Consider the following 16893-nt stretch of genomic DNA (forward strand, 5'->3'; position numbering starts at 1 on the left):
CCGAGGAGACAGTCTGGCGCGGATTATCGCCCGAGCAGGTTTCTCAGCCAGGGTATCTCACCAAGTGATGAACTCGGGTGACGCCGCCAGCCATCTGAGGAACATTCATCCTGGGCAGAAGCTGACCATTTTCCGCGACAACAAGGAGCGGTTCGCTGGGTTAGAGTACCACGTAGACACTCGACGAACACTTAAGGTTAAAAGGTCCGTGGAGCAGGACCCCGAGCAGGGACTGCAGTCCTCCTTAGTGTCGCGCCAGGTTCAGCGGCACAGAATTCGGACCGAGGAACCATTGCTAGGATCGCTTTACCTAACTGCGCGACGCGCTGGACTCTCCGACCAGATGACCATGAATCTAGCCGGCATCCTTAGCTGGGAAATAGACCTAGGGCGACAACTGCGCAAGAACGATCGCTTGGCGATCATCTATGACAAAATCAAGAGCCCCGACGGGGAGCTGCTTGACACAGAGATACAAGCGGTTAGTTACCGCGGCAGAAACGCAGAACTTGAGGCAATAAGATTTGAGAGAGCCGATGGCCAATCAAGTTACTACAACCCCGACGGGGACAATCTGCGCCGTGAGTTAAAGCGCTACCCGGTTGATTACACACGCATCAGTTCGCATTTTGATCTTAATCGCCGCCATCCTATACTCGGGGTTAGACGCCCCCACCTCGGCGTAGACCTTGCCGCCCCCACAGGAACTCCAGTTTATGCAGCGGGCGATGGCAGAGTGGTTGAACGAGGGCGCAATGGCGGTTACGGCCGCGTAGTCTCCATAGAGCACGGTTCGGGATATAAGACGCTATACGCACACCTAAATGGTTACGCCCGTGGGCTTAGAGTTGGCGACAGGGTTCAGCGAGGGCAGTTGATAGGATACGTCGGCCAATCCGGAACTGCCACGGGTCCCCACTTGCACTATGAAGTGATAGTCAACGGCCGTCACCGTGATCCGGTTAAAGTTGATCTACCTAAGGCTGAACCCTTGACTGATGATTACCTAGCCAAATTCCTTAGTCACGCAAAACCATTAGTACAGGCTCTGCGCGACCCGGATAGCGGGGATGATGAGATAAAGATTGCCTCCAACGACTAACGAACATGGCTAACAACAATCTCAGCGGCGGTTTGTATATTGGTCTCTTGTCCGGGACCAGCATTGACGGCGTAGACAGCGCGCTCGTTAGACTCTCAGACCAAGGAATGGTTGAGAAAACCTTAGCAACTGCAACCACTCCTTTCCCGAGGGGGATGGCAGAAGAGATACGCTCTCTTGGGGCGAAGACGCCTCTGGAAAGGGTTTGCGAAATCGACTACCGCCTCGCAGACGCCTTCGCTGCAGCCGCCACCAGCATGCTGGAACAGGCACCTGCGAATGAGGTTGTTACTGCCATTGGCTGTCACGGCCAGACGATCTGGCACAACAGTCAGTCCTATCCACCAACTTCTGTACAACTCGGTGATGCCAACCGCATAGCCGCCCAAACTGGAGTACAAGTTGTAACCGACTTTCGCCGCCGCGATATAGCCGAAGGCGGACAAGGCGCACCGCTAGCGCCTGCCTTTCATAAGCACTGTCTCAGCAAACCCCATGAATCCAAGGCCATTCTCAATTTAGGCGGCATCGCTAACATAACTTTACTTCCCATAGAAGCTCCCGCATCAACCCCAGTATCAGGTTTTGACACCGGACCAGCCAACACCCTTCTTGATGCCTGGATTAGGAAATGCCACGGCATAAGCTACGACGGCGGTGGCAGATGGGCAGCAACGGGCAATGTTGACGGTAACCTGCTTACACGCCTGCTAGAAGACCCATACTTCATACAACCCCCCCCGAAAAGCACCGGGCCCGAACACTTCTCCCTGGAGTGGTTACTTAAGCATCTTGATCAGTCGTTTGCGGCTGAAGATGTGCAGGCAACTTTAGTTGAATTAACTGCAGCCTCGGTAGCCGAGTCCATTAACCGCTGGGGAGGGGCAGATATTGATCGTATATATGTCTGCGGGGGCGGGGCACATAATCAACTATTGATGCAACGGCTGAGAGAGTGGTGCCATCCAACAGATGTGACAACCACCGCGTCAATCGGCATCGACCCCGATTATGTGGAGGCACTGGCATTCGCTTGGCTAGCCTGGGCTCGCCTGAACCACCTGCCAGGCAACCTACCTTGCGTGACCGGGGCACATCGCCCTGCTGTGCTGGGCAGTTTGTACGCAATATAAATTCCGCTTGCCACCCATACTTGCCCCCTCCCCACGAGAAGGGAGTGTTGCGTGTCCCGATAGAAACCTCTACCCCCTGAGCCATTTTAGCTGCCCCCGACTGGAGGACGCCGTGAAAACATCCCTGGAGTTTCATGGTGCCATCCCTGACACCAAGAACTCCACGCCGGAACAGGAAAATGTAAATTGCTCAGGGGGGTTAGAGGCGCCCTAAGGGGATATTATAGGCCTACCTAAACACGGCGGCGCGTCTATCAAAGCAGCCGTTAGAATCTCCCTCCAGCAGCGCCGCAACCTCCGCAAGTTGTGGTTACATTGGGGTTACGGATCACAAATTGCTCGCCATTCTCGCCTGCCACATAGTCAACTTCGGCCCCATCCAGGTACATGCTGCTAAACGGATCAACTACTATCTGCACGCCCCGCCTCTGGGTAACCAAATCATCATCTTCGACCTCTTCCTCTAATGTGAAACCATACTGAAATCCTGAGCATCCGCCGCCGCTGATAAATACCCGCAACTTAAGGTCGTCACTCTGCTCCGACTCAATCAATTCACGAATTTTATCTGCTGCGGCGTCTCTAAATACCAGCGGTATATCCAAACTGGGCTCGGAAGTATTATCAGCTTGAGGTGATCCTGCCATCTGTCTTGACCTCTTTTGTTGATAGTCATCCCGTCTCAGGGGATCTTATATAAACCTGTCCATCACTGACATCCTACTTTGGTGCTAACGGTTCCCCTAAGCAGAACACTCTGCAGATACCAAGCCAGTCTCTTCTTTGAAGCCAAACATCAAGTTAAGGTTTTGGATCGCTTGACCTGAAGCACCCTTGGTAAGGTTGTCAATAACCGCTAATATCACCAGTCGGTCACGCCTCGATGCCGACTGATGCAGGGCCACCAAAGACCTGTTGCTACCTGCTACCCAGCGGGTCTCGGGGTGCTCTCCCGAATCCATAAGATCGACAAATGGTTCATCTGCATAGCGCTGAGCATACAGCGCATGAAACTGTTCAAGGGATCCGTCAACAGGAACGTGCAAGGTGGCCTGCATGCCTCTAGTCATAGGCACTAAATGAGGAACGAAGGAAATGTCGACGCAACCGCCTAGGGCATCGCCGAGAACCTGTTCAATCTCCGGCAAATGCCTATGCCCACTCGCCCCATAAGCTTTGAAGCTCTCATTTGCTTCGCAGAACAGAGTCTGCAACTTCAAGGCCCTGCCCGCTCCAGATACCCCCGATTTACAGTCAGCTACTATATGCCCCAAATCAAACTGTTGAGACTCCAGCAACGGCAACAACCCCAAGGCCACGGCCGTCGGATAACAACCAGGATTGGCAACCAACTTAGCCTCTGCTATGGCGGCTCGATTAAGCTCAGCAAGACCATATACCGCCTCTGCAAGCAGATCGGGACAAGCATGCTCCATTCCGTACCATTGCTGCCACCTCGAGGCATCGCGCAGGCGAAAGTCAGCGCCCAGATCAATAACTTTACAACCTGCATCTAGCAACTCTCGGGTAGACTGCATGGCTATGCCGTTGGGCGTTGCAAAGAGAACCACATCACACCTGGATAGCCTCACAGGATCAGGCTCCTGAAAGACCAGATCAGTTACACCGCGCAGCCCAGGGAATATTTCATCTACCCGGCGCCCAGCCTCACCGCGTGAGGTTATCTCAGCGATGTGCAAATGCGGATGGGCAGCAATCAGCCGCAACAACTCAATGCCTGTATATCCCGTCCCGCCTACGATACCAACATTAACCATATACTTCCCTCGCTCCCGAGGCCTCAAAGGCCTACAATAACCGTTGTCGAAACCCAAATACCCGTTTAACCAGGAACAGCAAAGAGGTATAGACGTGTACACATGGATTGAAGCCTTTCATATAATAGTCGTGGTCACATGGTTCGCTGCTCTCTTCTACCTGCCTCGACTGTTTGTCTATCACGCCATGACCGACGACCGGCCAGGTATTGAGCGTTTTAAGGTAATGGAGAGAAAGCTAAACAGAGGCATAATGCTACCCAGCGCTATCGCCGTGGTTGCATTAGGTGTGACGCTGCTCACCTTGGCGCCGTCCTTGCTAACCCAGGGCTGGATGATCGTGAAGCTCGTCCTCGTCGCTCTGTTAATCGCCTATCACGCCTACTGCCACTACCTGGTCAAGGTGTTTGAGCGCGACGAGAATCAGCGCAGCCATGTCTGGTTCCGAGTATTCAACGAATTGCCAGTCCTGGTGCTGATACCTGTCGTAATACTTGCTGTAGTAAAACCGTTCTGACCAAAAAAGTGGTTCAAACAGTACCAGGAGGAGCTCTTAAACACCTTTTGCGCCCTGCAACCCTGCTGTGGAGAGTCGGTTAGCCACTCCCTAGAGATCTCAAATCGCTAATCCCGGCTCGCTAACCGCGGCGCCACGCCCTCCACAACGGGGTTGCCAGTAGCGCAAGTGAAGTTATTAAAGAGGATCTATTCTCCTTCGCTGGCTCCGCCGACCAACGTCTGCAGGTAATTCGCCTCGCCCAGCTGATCCATCAGCTCCAACTGCGTCTCCAGCCAATCAGCGTGGCCCTCTTCATCGCCAATGAGCTTAATGAATAATTCCCGTGACGCATAATCGCGGACGCTATCGCAGTAGGCAGCTGCTTCACGATAAAGCTCAAGGCTTGCCTGCTCACCAGCCAGATCGGCTTGGAACATCTCCCGTACATTCTCACCAATATTCAGTTTCTCAAGCTCCTGGAGGTTAGGAAGCCCGCCGAGGAAGAGTATACGCTGCATGAACTCATCAGCATGGCGCATCTCATCAATCGACTCCTCGTATTCCTTGGCCCCCAACACATCGTAGCCCCAGTCGTATGCCAATCTAGAGTGGAGGAAATACTGATTTATGGCAGTAAGCTCCATCTTCAAACCGCGATTCAAATACTCGATAACCTTCTGATCGCCCTGCATAGCCGGTACCCCTTTCTGTTTAGTGCTTATGTCAAGCATTCTTTCTCAGCTTTTTGCTGACACGCTGAGCATTCACCTACGACTTTACTGACATGCGCAGCGCATTTACCACAACAGTCCATAACGCCTAACCGCGATTTAAGATCCTTTACCGAGGCAGACCCAGTGGCCACCGCTTCCTTTATCTGCCCGTCAGTAACCGCTTTACAGATACAAACGTACATCGGATTCCTCCCTCAGCCTGGGGAGAATCTTACAACATAATAATTTTAATTTGCAACAAGGCAGGAATTACTTACCTGCCCTAATGAGCCCGCCTAGCTCATACTCCTCTAGTGTCCGGCGCAGCATCCTGCGCACCTCCTCGGGGGAGTCCATCTCTATTGCACGGTTGACCAGTTCCGCAGCACGCGAAACCGGGACTCTCCGTACCACCCACTTAATCCGCAGCAGGCTTGATACACTCATCGATAAGCCCTGCACACCCAGCCCCATAAGGAGTATAGCCCCCGCCGGATCACCGGCCATGCCACCGCACACCGTGAGCCGCTTGCCGTGACGGCGGGCTGCCCAAACAACCTCGCGCACAGCGGCGAGGACAGCAGGATGCAATTCATCGTATAAGTTGGCTACCCTGCTGTTATTCCTATCAACCGCGAGCAGATACTGAGTGAGATCGTTGGATCCTAGCGAGAGGAAATCGGCTTGATCACAATATCGATCAATCTGATAAATGGTCGCGGGCACCTCTATCATCACCCCTAGGGGCGGAGTGCGCGCCTCGATACCATCCTCCGCGAGTTCCTCCTTAGCGCGCGCTAGCAACTCACGGACATCCCCTATCTCCTCAAGGCGACTGACCATGGGCAAAAGAATCTGCAGGTTATTGAGCCCAACATCGGCGCGCAACATGGCGCGCAACTGGGTCAAAAAGATCTCCGGGTGATCAAGGGTCAACCGAATGCCGCGCCAGCCGAGGAATGGGTTCTCTTCGTGTATCGGGAAGTAGGGCAGCGACTTATCGCCACCAACATCAAGGGTTCTTAACACCACGGGGCGTGGACTGAATTGCTCAAGGACCTGGCGATACAGGAGAACCTGATCTTCTTCACCTGGAAAACGGTCGCGAATTAGGAAGGGGAACTCGGTACGATGTAAGCCAATGCCTTCGCAACCAGCGGCAATGGACAGATTGATATCCGATATCAGCCCGGTATTGGCATACAAGGAGATATGTCGACCATCCGGGCTAACAGATGGCTTCTCTTTAACCGCCTCAAGCCCTTGGGTGAACTCCGCCTCATCGTCGAGCAGGCGCTGATATTCTTGCTCTATGGTTGTTGACGGATCCACGTAAAAACGCCCCGAATAACCATCAACAACCGTTTTACAGCCCTCCAGTTGGCGAACGCGGAGGTCATCTACGCCCATAACGGCGGGAATACCTAAGGCACGCGCCAGTATCGCGACATGCGAATTGCGTGAACCCGTTGCGGAAACAACCGCTACCAGATTTTCCTGCGGTATCTCTGCCAACTGCGAAGCACTGACCTCATGACCTACCAAGACCGAATGGTCCGGCACCTGACGCACCTGTTCTCCCTCGTCACGCAGGCGGGATAGTATCCTTCTGCCCAAGTCACGGATATCACTGGCGCGCTCGCTTAGGTAGGGGTCTTCCATGTCCTCGAAAACCTTGACGTGTTCGAGTATAACCTGACGCAGTGCGCCTGGCGCCCAATTACCCGCACGGATCCGCTCTATGGTCTCGCGCACCAAGCTGTCGCCCTCAAGAATGCGCAGATAGACATCGAAAAGCATCTGCTCATCAGGAGTTACCGAATCAGCTATCCTCTCACTAAGCTCTTTTAGCTCTCTTTTGACTTGGCCAACCGCAGCCTGAAATGACTCCAATTCCAGGTCTATGTCCAACGGACAACGATCGGGTATGGCGTTAAGGTCAGCCTGGGTATAGGAAACTACTGCTGTACCTATAGCGACGCCCGGCGCCCCGGGAAGCCCCCTGAGAACGCGCCCCGCCGCTGCATCCGAGCTGGCTCCCAAAGAGTCGAAGCCATCTATACCACCACTCGCCCGAGCGTGAGCAATGGCGCCAGCGAGCTGAGCCGCCAAGGTCACCAAAAACGCAACCTCGTTCTCTTCGAACCGCCTTTGATCAGACTGCTGAACGACTAAGACCCCGAGCACCGAGCGATAGTGTATAACCGGCACACCGAGAAATGAGCTGTAACGCTCCTCTCCTGTCTCCGGGAAATAAAGAAAGCGGGAATGGGCCGGGGCATTCTCGAGGTTAATCGGTTCTTCTCGCTCAGCAACGAGGCCCACAAGGCCTTCCGAGGTGGTTAAGCGAACCTGGCCAACGGCCTCCTGATGCAGCCCTCTGGTGTGCATCAGGACAAAATCACCTTGTTTGGTATCGCGCAGGTAGACCGAGCAGACATCCACGGACATCGTATCGGCGACCCGATCGACGATGATCCGCAGGGCTTCACGCAGTCCTGGAGCGGCGTTAACCTCCCTGGTTACCCGATGTAGGATATCCAGCATAAGCCTGCCTCAGCGCACCCGGCGTTTTGCCGCTGGAGGGATGCATACAGCTCTACCCTCGACAGTGCCGCCAGCGCTGGGCAAATCCTGTCTCAAGTATATAGAGAGCTCCTCCAGCGCCTGGCGGTAGACGCGACGCTTAAAGAAAATGACCTCTTCGACCGGGCGCCAGTAATCCACCCACCGCCAATTGTCGAATTCCGGATGAGGACAGCCATCCAACCGCACTTGCTGCTCGTCAGCCAGTAGTCGCAACAAAAACCATATCTGCTTCTGGCCAATGCAGCGCTTCCCGGTACGCCGTATCATCCTCCTCGGTAAGCGATACTTTAGCCACCTTTGAGTCGCACCGAGAATGGCGACATCTTCCTCACTTAAACCGATCTCTTCGGCGAGCTCACGATATAGTGCATCTAGGGGGGTTTCGTTCCCCTCTATGCCACCCTGGGGAAACTGCCACGCATCCTGACCACAGCGACGCGCCCACAACAGCATTCCGTCGCTGTTAGCAACTATGATGCCTACATTAGGACGAAAGCCGTCAGAATCTACCACCCCAGGCACGCCTCCCTACGCGTATACAACCGGAGTTATTCTTGCATAGTAGCTATCAAATGGGCAATCTCGGCTATGCTGGATGATAATGGCGAGCGGAGCCGAGACTAAACTTTTACTGGAGGATAGACGTGGCTATTGCGTTGTTCGACCTTGACAACACACTTATTGCCGGCGACAGCGACTGTCTGTGGGGCGAGTACCTGGTCTCCTGCGGGGCTGTAGATGATCAGCAATTTGCTGCCGCGCATAGGCAGTTCCACGAGCAATACGTACAAGGAAATCTCGATATAGACTCATTCCTTGAGTTTGCACTAAGGCCCTTAGCTGAGAACAGCATTGATGACCTGCTAAAGTGGCGTGAAGACTTCATGCGCAGCCTTATCGAGCCAATAGTACTGCCTGCTGCAGAAAGGCTTATTGAGTCGCATCGCAGCGCCGGGGACCATTTGGCAATTGTTACCGCCACGAACAGCTTCGTAACGACTCCGATAGCTCACCGCCTCGGCATCAACTCGCTTATGGCAACTGAGCCAGAGGTCGTCAATGAGCGCTATACCGGCCGCTATACCGGCACGCCAACCTTTCAGGAAGGAAAGATAGCTGTCGTGAACAATTGGCTGCAAAAAAACGACTTAATCAACTTGAGTTGCTACTTTTACAGTGACTCACTTAACGATATACCGCTTTTGGAAAGTGTCGAGCACCCTGTAGCAGTAGACCCTGATGAGAAACTGGCAGATGTGGCCAACAAAAGAGGGTGGCGGATCTTGACTTTGCGTGCCGGTGAGCAACCGGTAGATATCGATTACTAGTCCTGTTTACCCTGCTCAAGCCAATGCCTTTTCCTGGTGCGTAGCGCTATCGCCGCCAGCAACACCAGCACAGCTATGACCACTGGCCAGTCACCAATGACCATGTACGGGGTCGGGCCGCTACGCTTATCAACTTGCGCGACAACACTAGTCTGATCAAACTGAGGGGCTTGCTCAACTATCTCGCCATACGGGTTTATCACTGCTGTTATCCCGGTATTAGTTGAGCGAAGCATCCAGCGTCTCGACTCAGCGGCGCGCTGCCGAGCCTTCTGTAGGTGTTGATGAGGCGCCAGTGAGTCGCCAAACCAGGCATCATTGCTGACATTGACGAGAACATCCGCACCATGCGCACCCCGAGCAACAGCCTGTGGATAAGCAGCTTCATAGCAAATGGTGATGCCTAGCTTTAACTCACTATCTAGCGGAACTGCCGCGGGCACAGGACCGCGCTCATAATCAGCCATGGGCGCCCCAAGAAAATCGAGGCTACGCCCAAAAATATCCCTGAACGGCACGTACTCACCGTAGGGAACCAAATGGTGCTTGGCATAAAAAGTCGGCTCTTCACCAAGTACCGCCACGCTGTTATGTAGCGGCTCACCCTCGGCCTGCCTGTCGCGCCGTGGAATACCTAGCAGCAGAGTCCCACCAGCATCTCTGACCTGCTCAGCCAAGGGCTTTAAGAAGCCTTCCGCAACATGCTCATACAGCTCGGGCAGAGCAGTCTCAGGCCAGATGATCAGATCTGCGCCGAGATGCTCGGCAGTCATTTGCGCATAGCTTTGCCGTATAGTCTGCCGATATGCCGGATCCCACTTCAGGTCCTGGGGGTGATTGCCCTGCAATAGCGCCACCTCGAGTGGCTCACCTACCACCTCACTCCACGAACGATCGATTACTAAACCAACTGCAATTACTGCTGTGGCACCCCCCAAAAAGGCAACTAAAGAGAGCTTGCGCGGCTGCAACAAGAGATATGCCAATAGCCCAGCGAGCCAGGCGATAAGAGCCGAAACGCCTAATACGCCGATAACCGGTGACCACCCAGACAGAGGCGTTCCCAGCCCTGCATAGCCTAGGTACAGCCAAGGAAAACCGGTGAACAACCAGGTGCGCACCCACTCAAATAATACCCATGCTGCTGGCAATGCCGCCAGCAGTTGAAGCCTTGGAGAGCTAACTACCCAACGGCCTAACCAGACAGCCGCTAACGGGAAAAGCGCCAACAAAGCGACAAAACCGGCCGTAACCAAACCTGACAGAACAGGCCCAGCACCACCATATTCATTTATGCTTACAAAAACCCAAGACGCCCCCAACCCGAACATACCTAAGCCAAAGGCGTAACCGGCCTGCAGGGCGCGCTTAAAAGAGGCGCTAGCGGCAATATAGAACAGGATGGCAGGGGCCACTAGGGCAGTTAGTGACCAATCGAACGGGGCAAAAGATAGCGGCAGGCAGGCGCCAGCCACGCCAGCTAAGAGAACGCCTAGCTTGCCTTGCAAGTGGCTCTTAAGCGCTGTCATCGCTGCTCTCTTCCCCTACCCGTATAACCCTCAGCAAATGGATGCGCCTATTATCAGCCCTGAGAACGCGAAACTCGAAACCGGCAAAGATTATTCGCTCGCCGCGGCGTGGAACGTGGCCAAAACGTTGAGCGACCATGCCGCCAACGGTATCCAAATCATCATCTTTTAAGTCGGCACCAAGCGCTTCATTAAATGCATCGATTGGAGCTACAGCCTTAACTATCCAACTGCCATCGGAGCGCGAAAGAATTGGCGCATCTTCATCAAAGTCATGCTCATCATCAATTTCACCGACTATCTGCTCTATCACATCTTCAATTGTCACGATGCCGGCCAAACCACCGTACTCATCTACTACTACGGACATGTGATTACGGCTCTCCCGGAACTGCTTTAATAAAGCATCCAAGCGTTTACTCTCGGGAATAAACAAAACCGGGCGCAGCACCTCACGGATCCGGAACCCGGGGCCCTCTTCATGGAAAATGCGCAGCAGATCTTTGGCTAGGAGGATGCCTATTACATCGTCCTTGGTCTCACCGCTGACCGGGAAGCGCGAATAACCGGTCTGAACGATGGTAGGCAACAGCTCCTTGGGTTCACTGTCACGCTCTAGAGTGGTGACCTGCGAGCGTGGGATCATAATATCCCGCGCCTGCAGTTCAGAGACGTGGAGCACGCCCTCAATCATGGAAAGGCCGTCGGCGTCGATCAGGCCCTTTGCCTCACTACTGCGCAGCTGCTCAACCAATTCATCCCGCGAGCGCGGCTGTGCAACTCCAATACGCCGCCGCACCTTTTCCATCCAGGAGTCTTGGACCAAAGAGCGGTCTTGAGCAGGGTCGTCAGCACTCGCCATATTCACCCCAATCTTAGGCCTTCACGATAGGGGTCAGGGATCCCAAGTTGGGCAAGAATCACCCGCTCAAGCGCCTCCATATCCTCCGCCTCCCGCTCACCCTGTTCATGATCGTAGCCAGCCAGATGCAACACTCCATGCACCACCAGATGGACCCAATGATGCTGCTCTCTCTTACCTTGGTGGGATGCCTCAATTGCTACTAGCGGCGCACAGATCACTATATCCCCGAGTATAGCGGGGTAATCGCATGCAGGAATATCCGGCGCTGGCCCAGCTGGAAATGAAAGAACATTGGTAGGTGCATCGCGACCACGAAAGCGGCTGTTTAGGGCCCTAGATTCGCCCTCTCCCACTAACCGTAATGTCACTTCGCCACTCGCCCCCACATGCTCGGCCGCGTGCTCAAGCCAGCCCACAAATTCTTCCTCAGCGGGCGAGGTGACGCCAACTACATTCTGAATAACTGGTTCTAACGCGCCCAATTGCGTTTATCCCCAGTAGCTGAAGAGTGGGGCGACCCCCCCTGCTCGAGCCGACTCTGGCTGTCATAGGCCTCGACAATGCGCTGCACCAGCGAGTGACGCACCACATCAGTCGCCGAGAAGAAGGTGAAGCTGACCCCTTCCACGTTATGTAGCACATCAATCGCATCCCGCAAGCCAGACTGTTTATCTGGAGGTAGATCAATCTGGGTTACATCTCCAGTGACAACGGCGGTGGATCCAAAGCCAATCCTGGTAAGGAACATCTTCATCTGTTCTACAGTCGAATTCTGTGCCTCATCGAGTATGATGAATGAGTGATTCAGAGTCCGGCCGCGCATGAATGCCAACGGCGCTACCTCAATTACATTGCGCTCAATCAGCCGCCCCACCCGTTCAAAACCGAGCATCTCGAAGAGTGCATCATAGAGCGGTCGCAGATAGGGATCGACCTTCTGAGCCATATCACCAGGCAAAAAGCCGAGCCTTTCCCCCGCTTCGACTGCCGGTCGAACCAGGACAACACGGCGCACAGCCTCGCTTTCCAGCGCTTCCACAGCGCAGGCGACAGCTAGGTAGGTCTTGCCTGTACCAGCCGGGCCAATACCGAAACTCAAATCATGTTTACGAATGCGCTCCAAATAGGCTCGTTGTCCCGGCCCGCGACCACTTACCCGCACTTTGCGGGTTCGGATGGCTGCCTGATCATCTTTCTCGCTATCATCCGGCCCAAGATTCCCAGCTTGGCGGCCACCATCAGCGATCTCATCTATCCGGGCCTGTTGCAGGTGCAAATGCACGTTTTCTGGAGCCAAGTGTTGATGGGCTGCAGCACTGTAGAGTTCCTCAATGATCTGGCTAGCCACATCAACGGAGCGCTCACTGCCAATAACCCTAAAGCGGTGGCCTTGATTTTTGATCTCAACACCGAGCCGCCTTTCAAGCTGGCGAATGTTCTCATCGAACTGTCCACACAACCGAGCTAAACGCTCGTTATCGGCTGGCTCCAGCTCAAGATCTATAGCACCAGGACGTGTATTCAAAACTTCAACCATCCGTCACCACGAAGCTTGTTTTACTCTTACCCTCAAACTCAGTCGCCACTACTTTGCCGCGCAGCGAGTGGCTCCGGGCATCTTCTATCTGCACATTGACAAACTGGCCTTGCAGTTTAATGTCACCGGGGAAATTAACCACCCGGTTGCATGAAGTGCGCCCGCTGAGCTCATGCGCATTGCGCCGCGAGGCACCTTCAACTAGGATCCTTTGAGTGGTACCTATCAGTCCTCGTGCAGCCCTCTCTCTATGCCACTCAAGGCGGTTCTGGAGTCGCTGCAGTCGCGCGCTTTTCTCAGCACGCGGGGTAGGGTCGGTCAGCTCAGCAGCCGGTGTGCCTGGGCGAGCACTGTAGGCAAAAGAGAAGGCACCGGCTTCGAAACCGATCCTGTCTACCAATTCAAGCGTCTCAGCAAACTCTCGCTCCCCCTCGCCCGGGAAGCCGACAATGAAATCAGTCGCAAGGGCAATGCCCGGCCGAGCTTGGCGCACCCGCTCGATCAGCTCCTCATACTCCGCAACGCTATGCCCGCGCTTCATCAGCTTGAGCACCATATCTGAGCCGCTCTGCACCGGCAGATGGAGAAAATCTGCCAATTCCGGAACGTCACGGTAGGCCTCAATCAAGTCGTCATTGAACTCCACCGGGTGAGATGTAGTAAAACGCACCCTGCCGATCCCATCCACCGCCGCCACCGCTTCAATCAAAAGCCCCAGATCAGCGCTCCCGCCATCTCCCATCGGGCCGGCATAAGCATTAACATTCTGTCCCAGCAGGGTAACTTCACGAACTCCCCGCTCCGCCAGGCCTTTGACCTCCGCCAGCACATCTGCAAACGGCCGGCTTATCTCATCCCCGCGGGTATAAGGAACAACACAGAAAGAGCAGTATTTACTGCACCCCTCCATTACCGAAACGTACGCTGTAGGCCCTTGAACCTTGGGCTCGGGAAGGGAGTCGAATTTTTCTATCTCGGGAAAACTTATATCAACCTGCGCCCCCGCGCCAGCGCGTACGGCTGCTACCATGCTAGGCAAGCGGTGGTATGTCTGCGGCCCGACAACCAAATCCACATAAGGCGCCCGCTTAAGGATAGCGTCACCTTCCTGGCTAGCCACACAACCACACACACCGATGATAACCCCAGGTGATCGCTGCTTATAGGTGCGCCATCGACCCAGGCGCGAGAAGACCTTCTCTTGTGCCTTCTCCCTTACTGAACAAGTATTAAGCAACAACAGATCGGCTTCTTCCGGCTCATATACACGACGCATCGCCGCCTGCTTGCTGAGTACATCAGCCATACGCCCGGCATCGTACTCATTCATTTGGCAGCCCTGAGTCTCTATGTATACCTTTCCACTCACCCTATTCGCAGCCCTCGGCATAAAAGGATAACCTGATCACCATCAAAACAATAACAGCATCAAGAAGACGGCAGCCGCCGCTCCCCCTGCTGCCACATCATCTACCATAATACCCAAACCGCCCCCCAGGTTGTTATCCAGCCAGCTAATCGGCCACGGCTTGAGCGCATCGAAAATGCGGAACAATGCAAATAGGATCGCCACATCTACCAACAGATTAACAAACTCCAGCCCCAAGGCTAACGGCAGCGCGGCAACCAGAAAACCGGCAATCTCATCCCAAACGATAGCAGAGTGGTCGTGAACCCCTATGTCCTCAGAGGCTTTGGCACATATCCAGACGCCAGTTATCAAGGCCAAAGCTGTACCGACAACATAAACAGCCACCGGCAACCAGAGCAACACCGCTACAAGAGGCAAAGCGGCCAGTGTACCGAACGTCCCCGGGGCTATAGGGGCTAAACCCGAGCCAAATCCCAAAGCTAGAAAATGGATAGGGTTAGACAATTTAAACTGAGCGGCCATAATCAACTCGAAAAGTGATCGTAGCCATCACTTTGCAGCGCACAAACGTTACCCGCACCATCTACACCTCGCAAGCCCGGAGTTGCATCCACTGTGCCAATCCTAGTCAGGCTCGTGCCGGCCTGTTGAGATAACTGTTCCACCATTTCGGCGGATAGCGGCGGGCTGCAGAAACAAAGCTCATAGTCATCACCACCGTGCAGCATGGTAGCCAAATCGCCTCCCTCAGCGATGTACGCCTCTGACCGGGGCAAATCATCCAATATCAGAGTAGCCCCGACACCACTCTCCTCTAATAGGCGGGAAAGATCAACGGCAATGCCGTCAGAGATATCTATGGCCGCGCTAGCTACACCACGCAGCGCTCGCCCGGCAGCTACACGCGGCTCGGGACGAAACAGCTGCGCAGCTAAGAGCGCTGGATCACCACTGAGGGGCACCCCTGCCCGGTCATGCCATCTTTTCAACCCAAGCGCCGCATCACCCAGTGTGCCGGTAACCCATATACCATCACCGGGTTGCGCACCTGATCTTAGTATGCCGCCACCTTTCGGCAGCCTCCCGATGACTGTTACAGTAACCGCCAGTGAGCCACGCGTGGTGTCTCCGCCTATCAAAGCTACTCCATAGCGGTCTGCTAGAAGCTTGAAACCATCAGCAAACCCCTCTAGCCAATGGGAGTCATCAGCGGGCAGAGTCAACGAGAGCACCGCCCAAAGCGGCTCACCGCCGACTGCGGCTATGTCGCTCAAATTAACCGCAAGAGCACGGTGACCAAGCGCCTCTGCCGGTATATCAGCGGGGAAATGAACCCCTTCCACCAGGGTATCGCAGCAAACAGCAAGACAGCCTTCAGCAGGCGGCTCGACAACGGCAGAGTCGTCGCCAATGCCGTTAACAATGCCTTCGCGCTGACTGGTCAAACCCTGAAAATAGCGGCGAATCAATGCCGCTTCGCCTCCTCCTGCAAACACTAACTGCGCCCCCTCATCGCTCGCTCACTAGCGCGGAGTTCGATCTGTCCGGCAAACTTATCCAAAACACCATTTACATAACGGTGCGACTGTTCAGCCCCGAAGCGCCGGGCCAACTCAACTGCTTCATCAATGATTACGCTGCGCGGTATCTCATAGCGCTCCATAAGCTCATAAGCTCCCAGCCTAAGTATCGATCGCTCTACCGGGTCGAGCTGGACAAGGGGCCTGTCGAGCAGTAGCTCGAGAAGCCGGTCAATCTCCTGCGCACGTTCTATAATCGCGTAGATAAGGTCTCTGAAATAAGCAACATCTATTTCACCCAAGCCTTCAGCGATGAACTGACGCTCTATCTCTTGCGCCGTCTGACCAGCGACAGCGTACTGGTATAACGCCTGGACCAGGCGTGAACGTGCTCGACTGCGGTTGGCATTCTCCTTTGCACTCCCCATCAGAGTTCAAGCTGCCGCATCAGATCGACCATCTCCAGAGCAGAAAGCGCGGCCTCTGCGCCTTTGTTGCCAGCTTTAGTTCCCGCCCTCTCTATCGCCTGCTCTAGGGTATCTACAGTCAAAACACCGTGAGCGACCGGGACGCCAGTCACCATCATGGCCTGAGCAATACCCTTAGTACACTCAGCGGCAACATGCTGATGGTGGTCCGTACCCCCGCGTATGACTGTTCCCAACGCCACTATCGCGTCTGCCCGACCGGTATCGGCCACCCTTTGCACTGCGAGCGGCAACTCAAAAGCCCCCGGCACACGGATGACTTCTATCTGCTCTTCAGGCACCCCGTGGCGACGCAAGGCATCAGCCGCGCCCTCGATAAGCCGCTCGACAATCATGTCGTTAAACCTTGCTGCCACAAGAGCGAAGCGCGAATCTGGCAACCCGATCAGGTGTCCTTCGGTCTTTTGCATCAATTTAACCTTATGTTTGTGTTGCGGAGA

The 16893-nt window shown here is 54.6% G+C and carries 19 protein-coding genes (1 of these 19 running past the window's edge); 4 read left to right on the forward strand and 15 right to left on the reverse strand.

The window, feature by feature from the left end:
- Together HH1059_RS11260 and HH1059_RS11265 are read left to right on the forward strand one after the other, a co-directional pair.
- Window positions 1–1102, forward strand: the 3' portion of a protein-coding gene (locus HH1059_RS11260; protein WP_162549525.1) for a M23 family metallopeptidase. Its footprint begins 254 nt before the window's first position; the window shows 1102 of its 1356 coding nt (coding positions 255–1356); its start codon lies off the left edge, out of view; its stop codon occupies window positions 1100–1102.
- A gap of 5 nt (window positions 1103–1107) precedes the next feature.
- Window positions 1108–2235: an anhydro-N-acetylmuramic acid kinase gene (locus HH1059_RS11265; RefSeq protein ID WP_096406015.1), complete on the forward strand. Its 1128-nt coding sequence runs from the start codon at window positions 1108–1110 to the stop codon at window positions 2233–2235.
- A 266-nt stretch (window positions 2236–2501) separates the two neighbouring features.
- Here the strand turns inward: HH1059_RS11265 and erpA are convergent, their stop codons facing one another.
- The gene (erpA, locus tag HH1059_RS11270) at window positions 2502–2882 is read right to left on the reverse strand and encodes an iron-sulfur cluster insertion protein ErpA (RefSeq protein ID WP_096406018.1); all 381 of its coding nucleotides are present in this window, start codon (window positions 2880–2882) and stop codon (window positions 2502–2504) included.
- Window positions 2883–2978: 96 nt separating this feature from the next.
- Window positions 2979–4013 (reverse strand): N-acetyl-gamma-glutamyl-phosphate reductase, encoded by a 1035-nt coding sequence (gene argC, locus HH1059_RS11275; protein WP_096406020.1) that lies wholly within the window; start codon window positions 4011–4013, stop codon window positions 2979–2981.
- Between the two features lie 94 nt (window positions 4014–4107).
- Here argC and hemJ point away from each other — a divergent pair, with 94 nt between their 5' ends.
- A complete protein-coding gene (hemJ, locus tag HH1059_RS11280; protein ID WP_096406023.1) occupies window positions 4108–4530 on the forward strand; it encodes a protoporphyrinogen oxidase HemJ in 423 nt (140 codons plus the stop codon).
- A 188-nt stretch (window positions 4531–4718) separates the two neighbouring features.
- On the opposite strand, the gene bfr is transcribed toward hemJ, so the two are convergent.
- The 4 genes from bfr to HH1059_RS11300 all read right to left on the reverse strand — a co-directional run bounded on the left by bfr (window position 4719) and on the right by HH1059_RS11300 (window position 8327).
- A complete protein-coding gene (gene bfr / locus HH1059_RS11285; RefSeq protein WP_096410233.1) occupies window positions 4719–5204 on the reverse strand; it encodes a bacterioferritin in 486 nt (161 codons plus the stop codon).
- Between the two features lie 26 nt (window positions 5205–5230).
- Window positions 5231–5428: a (2Fe-2S)-binding protein gene (locus tag HH1059_RS11290; RefSeq protein ID WP_096406025.1), complete on the reverse strand. Its 198-nt coding sequence runs from the start codon at window positions 5426–5428 to the stop codon at window positions 5231–5233.
- Window positions 5429–5495: 67 nt separating this feature from the next.
- Entirely contained in the window at window positions 5496–7772 is a 2277-nt protein-coding gene (gene ptsP / locus HH1059_RS11295) for a phosphoenolpyruvate--protein phosphotransferase (protein ID WP_096406028.1), read from the reverse strand.
- 9 nt (window positions 7773–7781) lie between these two features.
- Window positions 7782–8327, reverse strand: a complete 546-nt coding sequence (locus HH1059_RS11300; protein ID WP_096406030.1) for an RNA pyrophosphohydrolase — start codon at window positions 8325–8327, stop codon at window positions 7782–7784.
- 131 nt (window positions 8328–8458) lie between these two features.
- Between HH1059_RS11300 and HH1059_RS11305 the strand changes: the two genes are divergently transcribed.
- A complete protein-coding gene (locus HH1059_RS11305) occupies window positions 8459–9142 on the forward strand; it encodes a histidinol-phosphatase (protein WP_096406033.1) in 684 nt (227 codons plus the stop codon).
- Here HH1059_RS11305 and lnt read toward each other — a convergent pair.
- Genes lnt through ribH form a run of 9 tightly spaced genes read right to left on the reverse strand, consistent with a single transcriptional unit; the run spans window position 9139 to window position 16863 of the window.
- Window positions 9139–10671: an apolipoprotein N-acyltransferase gene (gene lnt / locus HH1059_RS11310; protein WP_096406035.1), complete on the reverse strand. Its 1533-nt coding sequence runs from the start codon at window positions 10669–10671 to the stop codon at window positions 9139–9141. The genes HH1059_RS11305 and lnt overlap by 4 nt on opposite strands.
- A complete protein-coding gene (locus HH1059_RS11315; protein ID WP_096406037.1) occupies window positions 10658–11533 on the reverse strand; it encodes an HlyC/CorC family transporter in 876 nt (291 codons plus the stop codon). Before HH1059_RS11315 ends, lnt begins: the two co-directional genes overlap by 14 nt.
- 2 nt (window positions 11534–11535) lie before the next feature.
- Window positions 11536–12018: an rRNA maturation RNase YbeY gene (ybeY, locus tag HH1059_RS11320; protein WP_197710726.1), complete on the reverse strand. Its 483-nt coding sequence runs from the start codon at window positions 12016–12018 to the stop codon at window positions 11536–11538.
- Entirely contained in the window at window positions 12006–13061 is a 1056-nt protein-coding gene (locus HH1059_RS11325) for a PhoH family protein (protein WP_096410235.1), read from the reverse strand. Before HH1059_RS11325 ends, ybeY begins: the two co-directional genes overlap by 13 nt.
- A gap of 4 nt (window positions 13062–13065) precedes the next feature.
- A complete protein-coding gene (gene miaB / locus HH1059_RS11330) occupies window positions 13066–14442 on the reverse strand; it encodes a tRNA (N6-isopentenyl adenosine(37)-C2)-methylthiotransferase MiaB (protein ID WP_179948763.1) in 1377 nt (458 codons plus the stop codon).
- A 42-nt stretch (window positions 14443–14484) separates the two neighbouring features.
- Entirely contained in the window at window positions 14485–14967 is a 483-nt protein-coding gene (locus HH1059_RS11335) for a phosphatidylglycerophosphatase A family protein (protein ID WP_096406042.1), read from the reverse strand.
- A 2-nt stretch (window positions 14968–14969) separates the two neighbouring features.
- Complete coding sequence (thiL, locus tag HH1059_RS11340; RefSeq protein ID WP_231901948.1) at window positions 14970–15941, reverse strand: thiamine-phosphate kinase; 972 nt, start codon at window positions 15939–15941, stop codon at window positions 14970–14972.
- The gene (gene nusB / locus HH1059_RS11345) at window positions 15941–16393 is read right to left on the reverse strand and encodes a transcription antitermination factor NusB (protein WP_096406045.1); all 453 of its coding nucleotides are present in this window, start codon (window positions 16391–16393) and stop codon (window positions 15941–15943) included. Before nusB ends, thiL begins: the two co-directional genes overlap by 1 nt.
- Window positions 16393–16863 (reverse strand): 6,7-dimethyl-8-ribityllumazine synthase, encoded by a 471-nt coding sequence (gene ribH, locus HH1059_RS11350; protein WP_096406047.1) that lies wholly within the window; start codon window positions 16861–16863, stop codon window positions 16393–16395. Before ribH ends, nusB begins: the two co-directional genes overlap by 1 nt.
- Between the last annotated feature and the right edge of the window lie 30 nt (window positions 16864–16893).

Source organism: Halorhodospira halochloris, from assembly GCF_002356555.2.
Taxonomy (GTDB): Bacteria; Pseudomonadota; Gammaproteobacteria; order Nitrococcales; family Halorhodospiraceae; genus Halorhodospira; species Halorhodospira halochloris.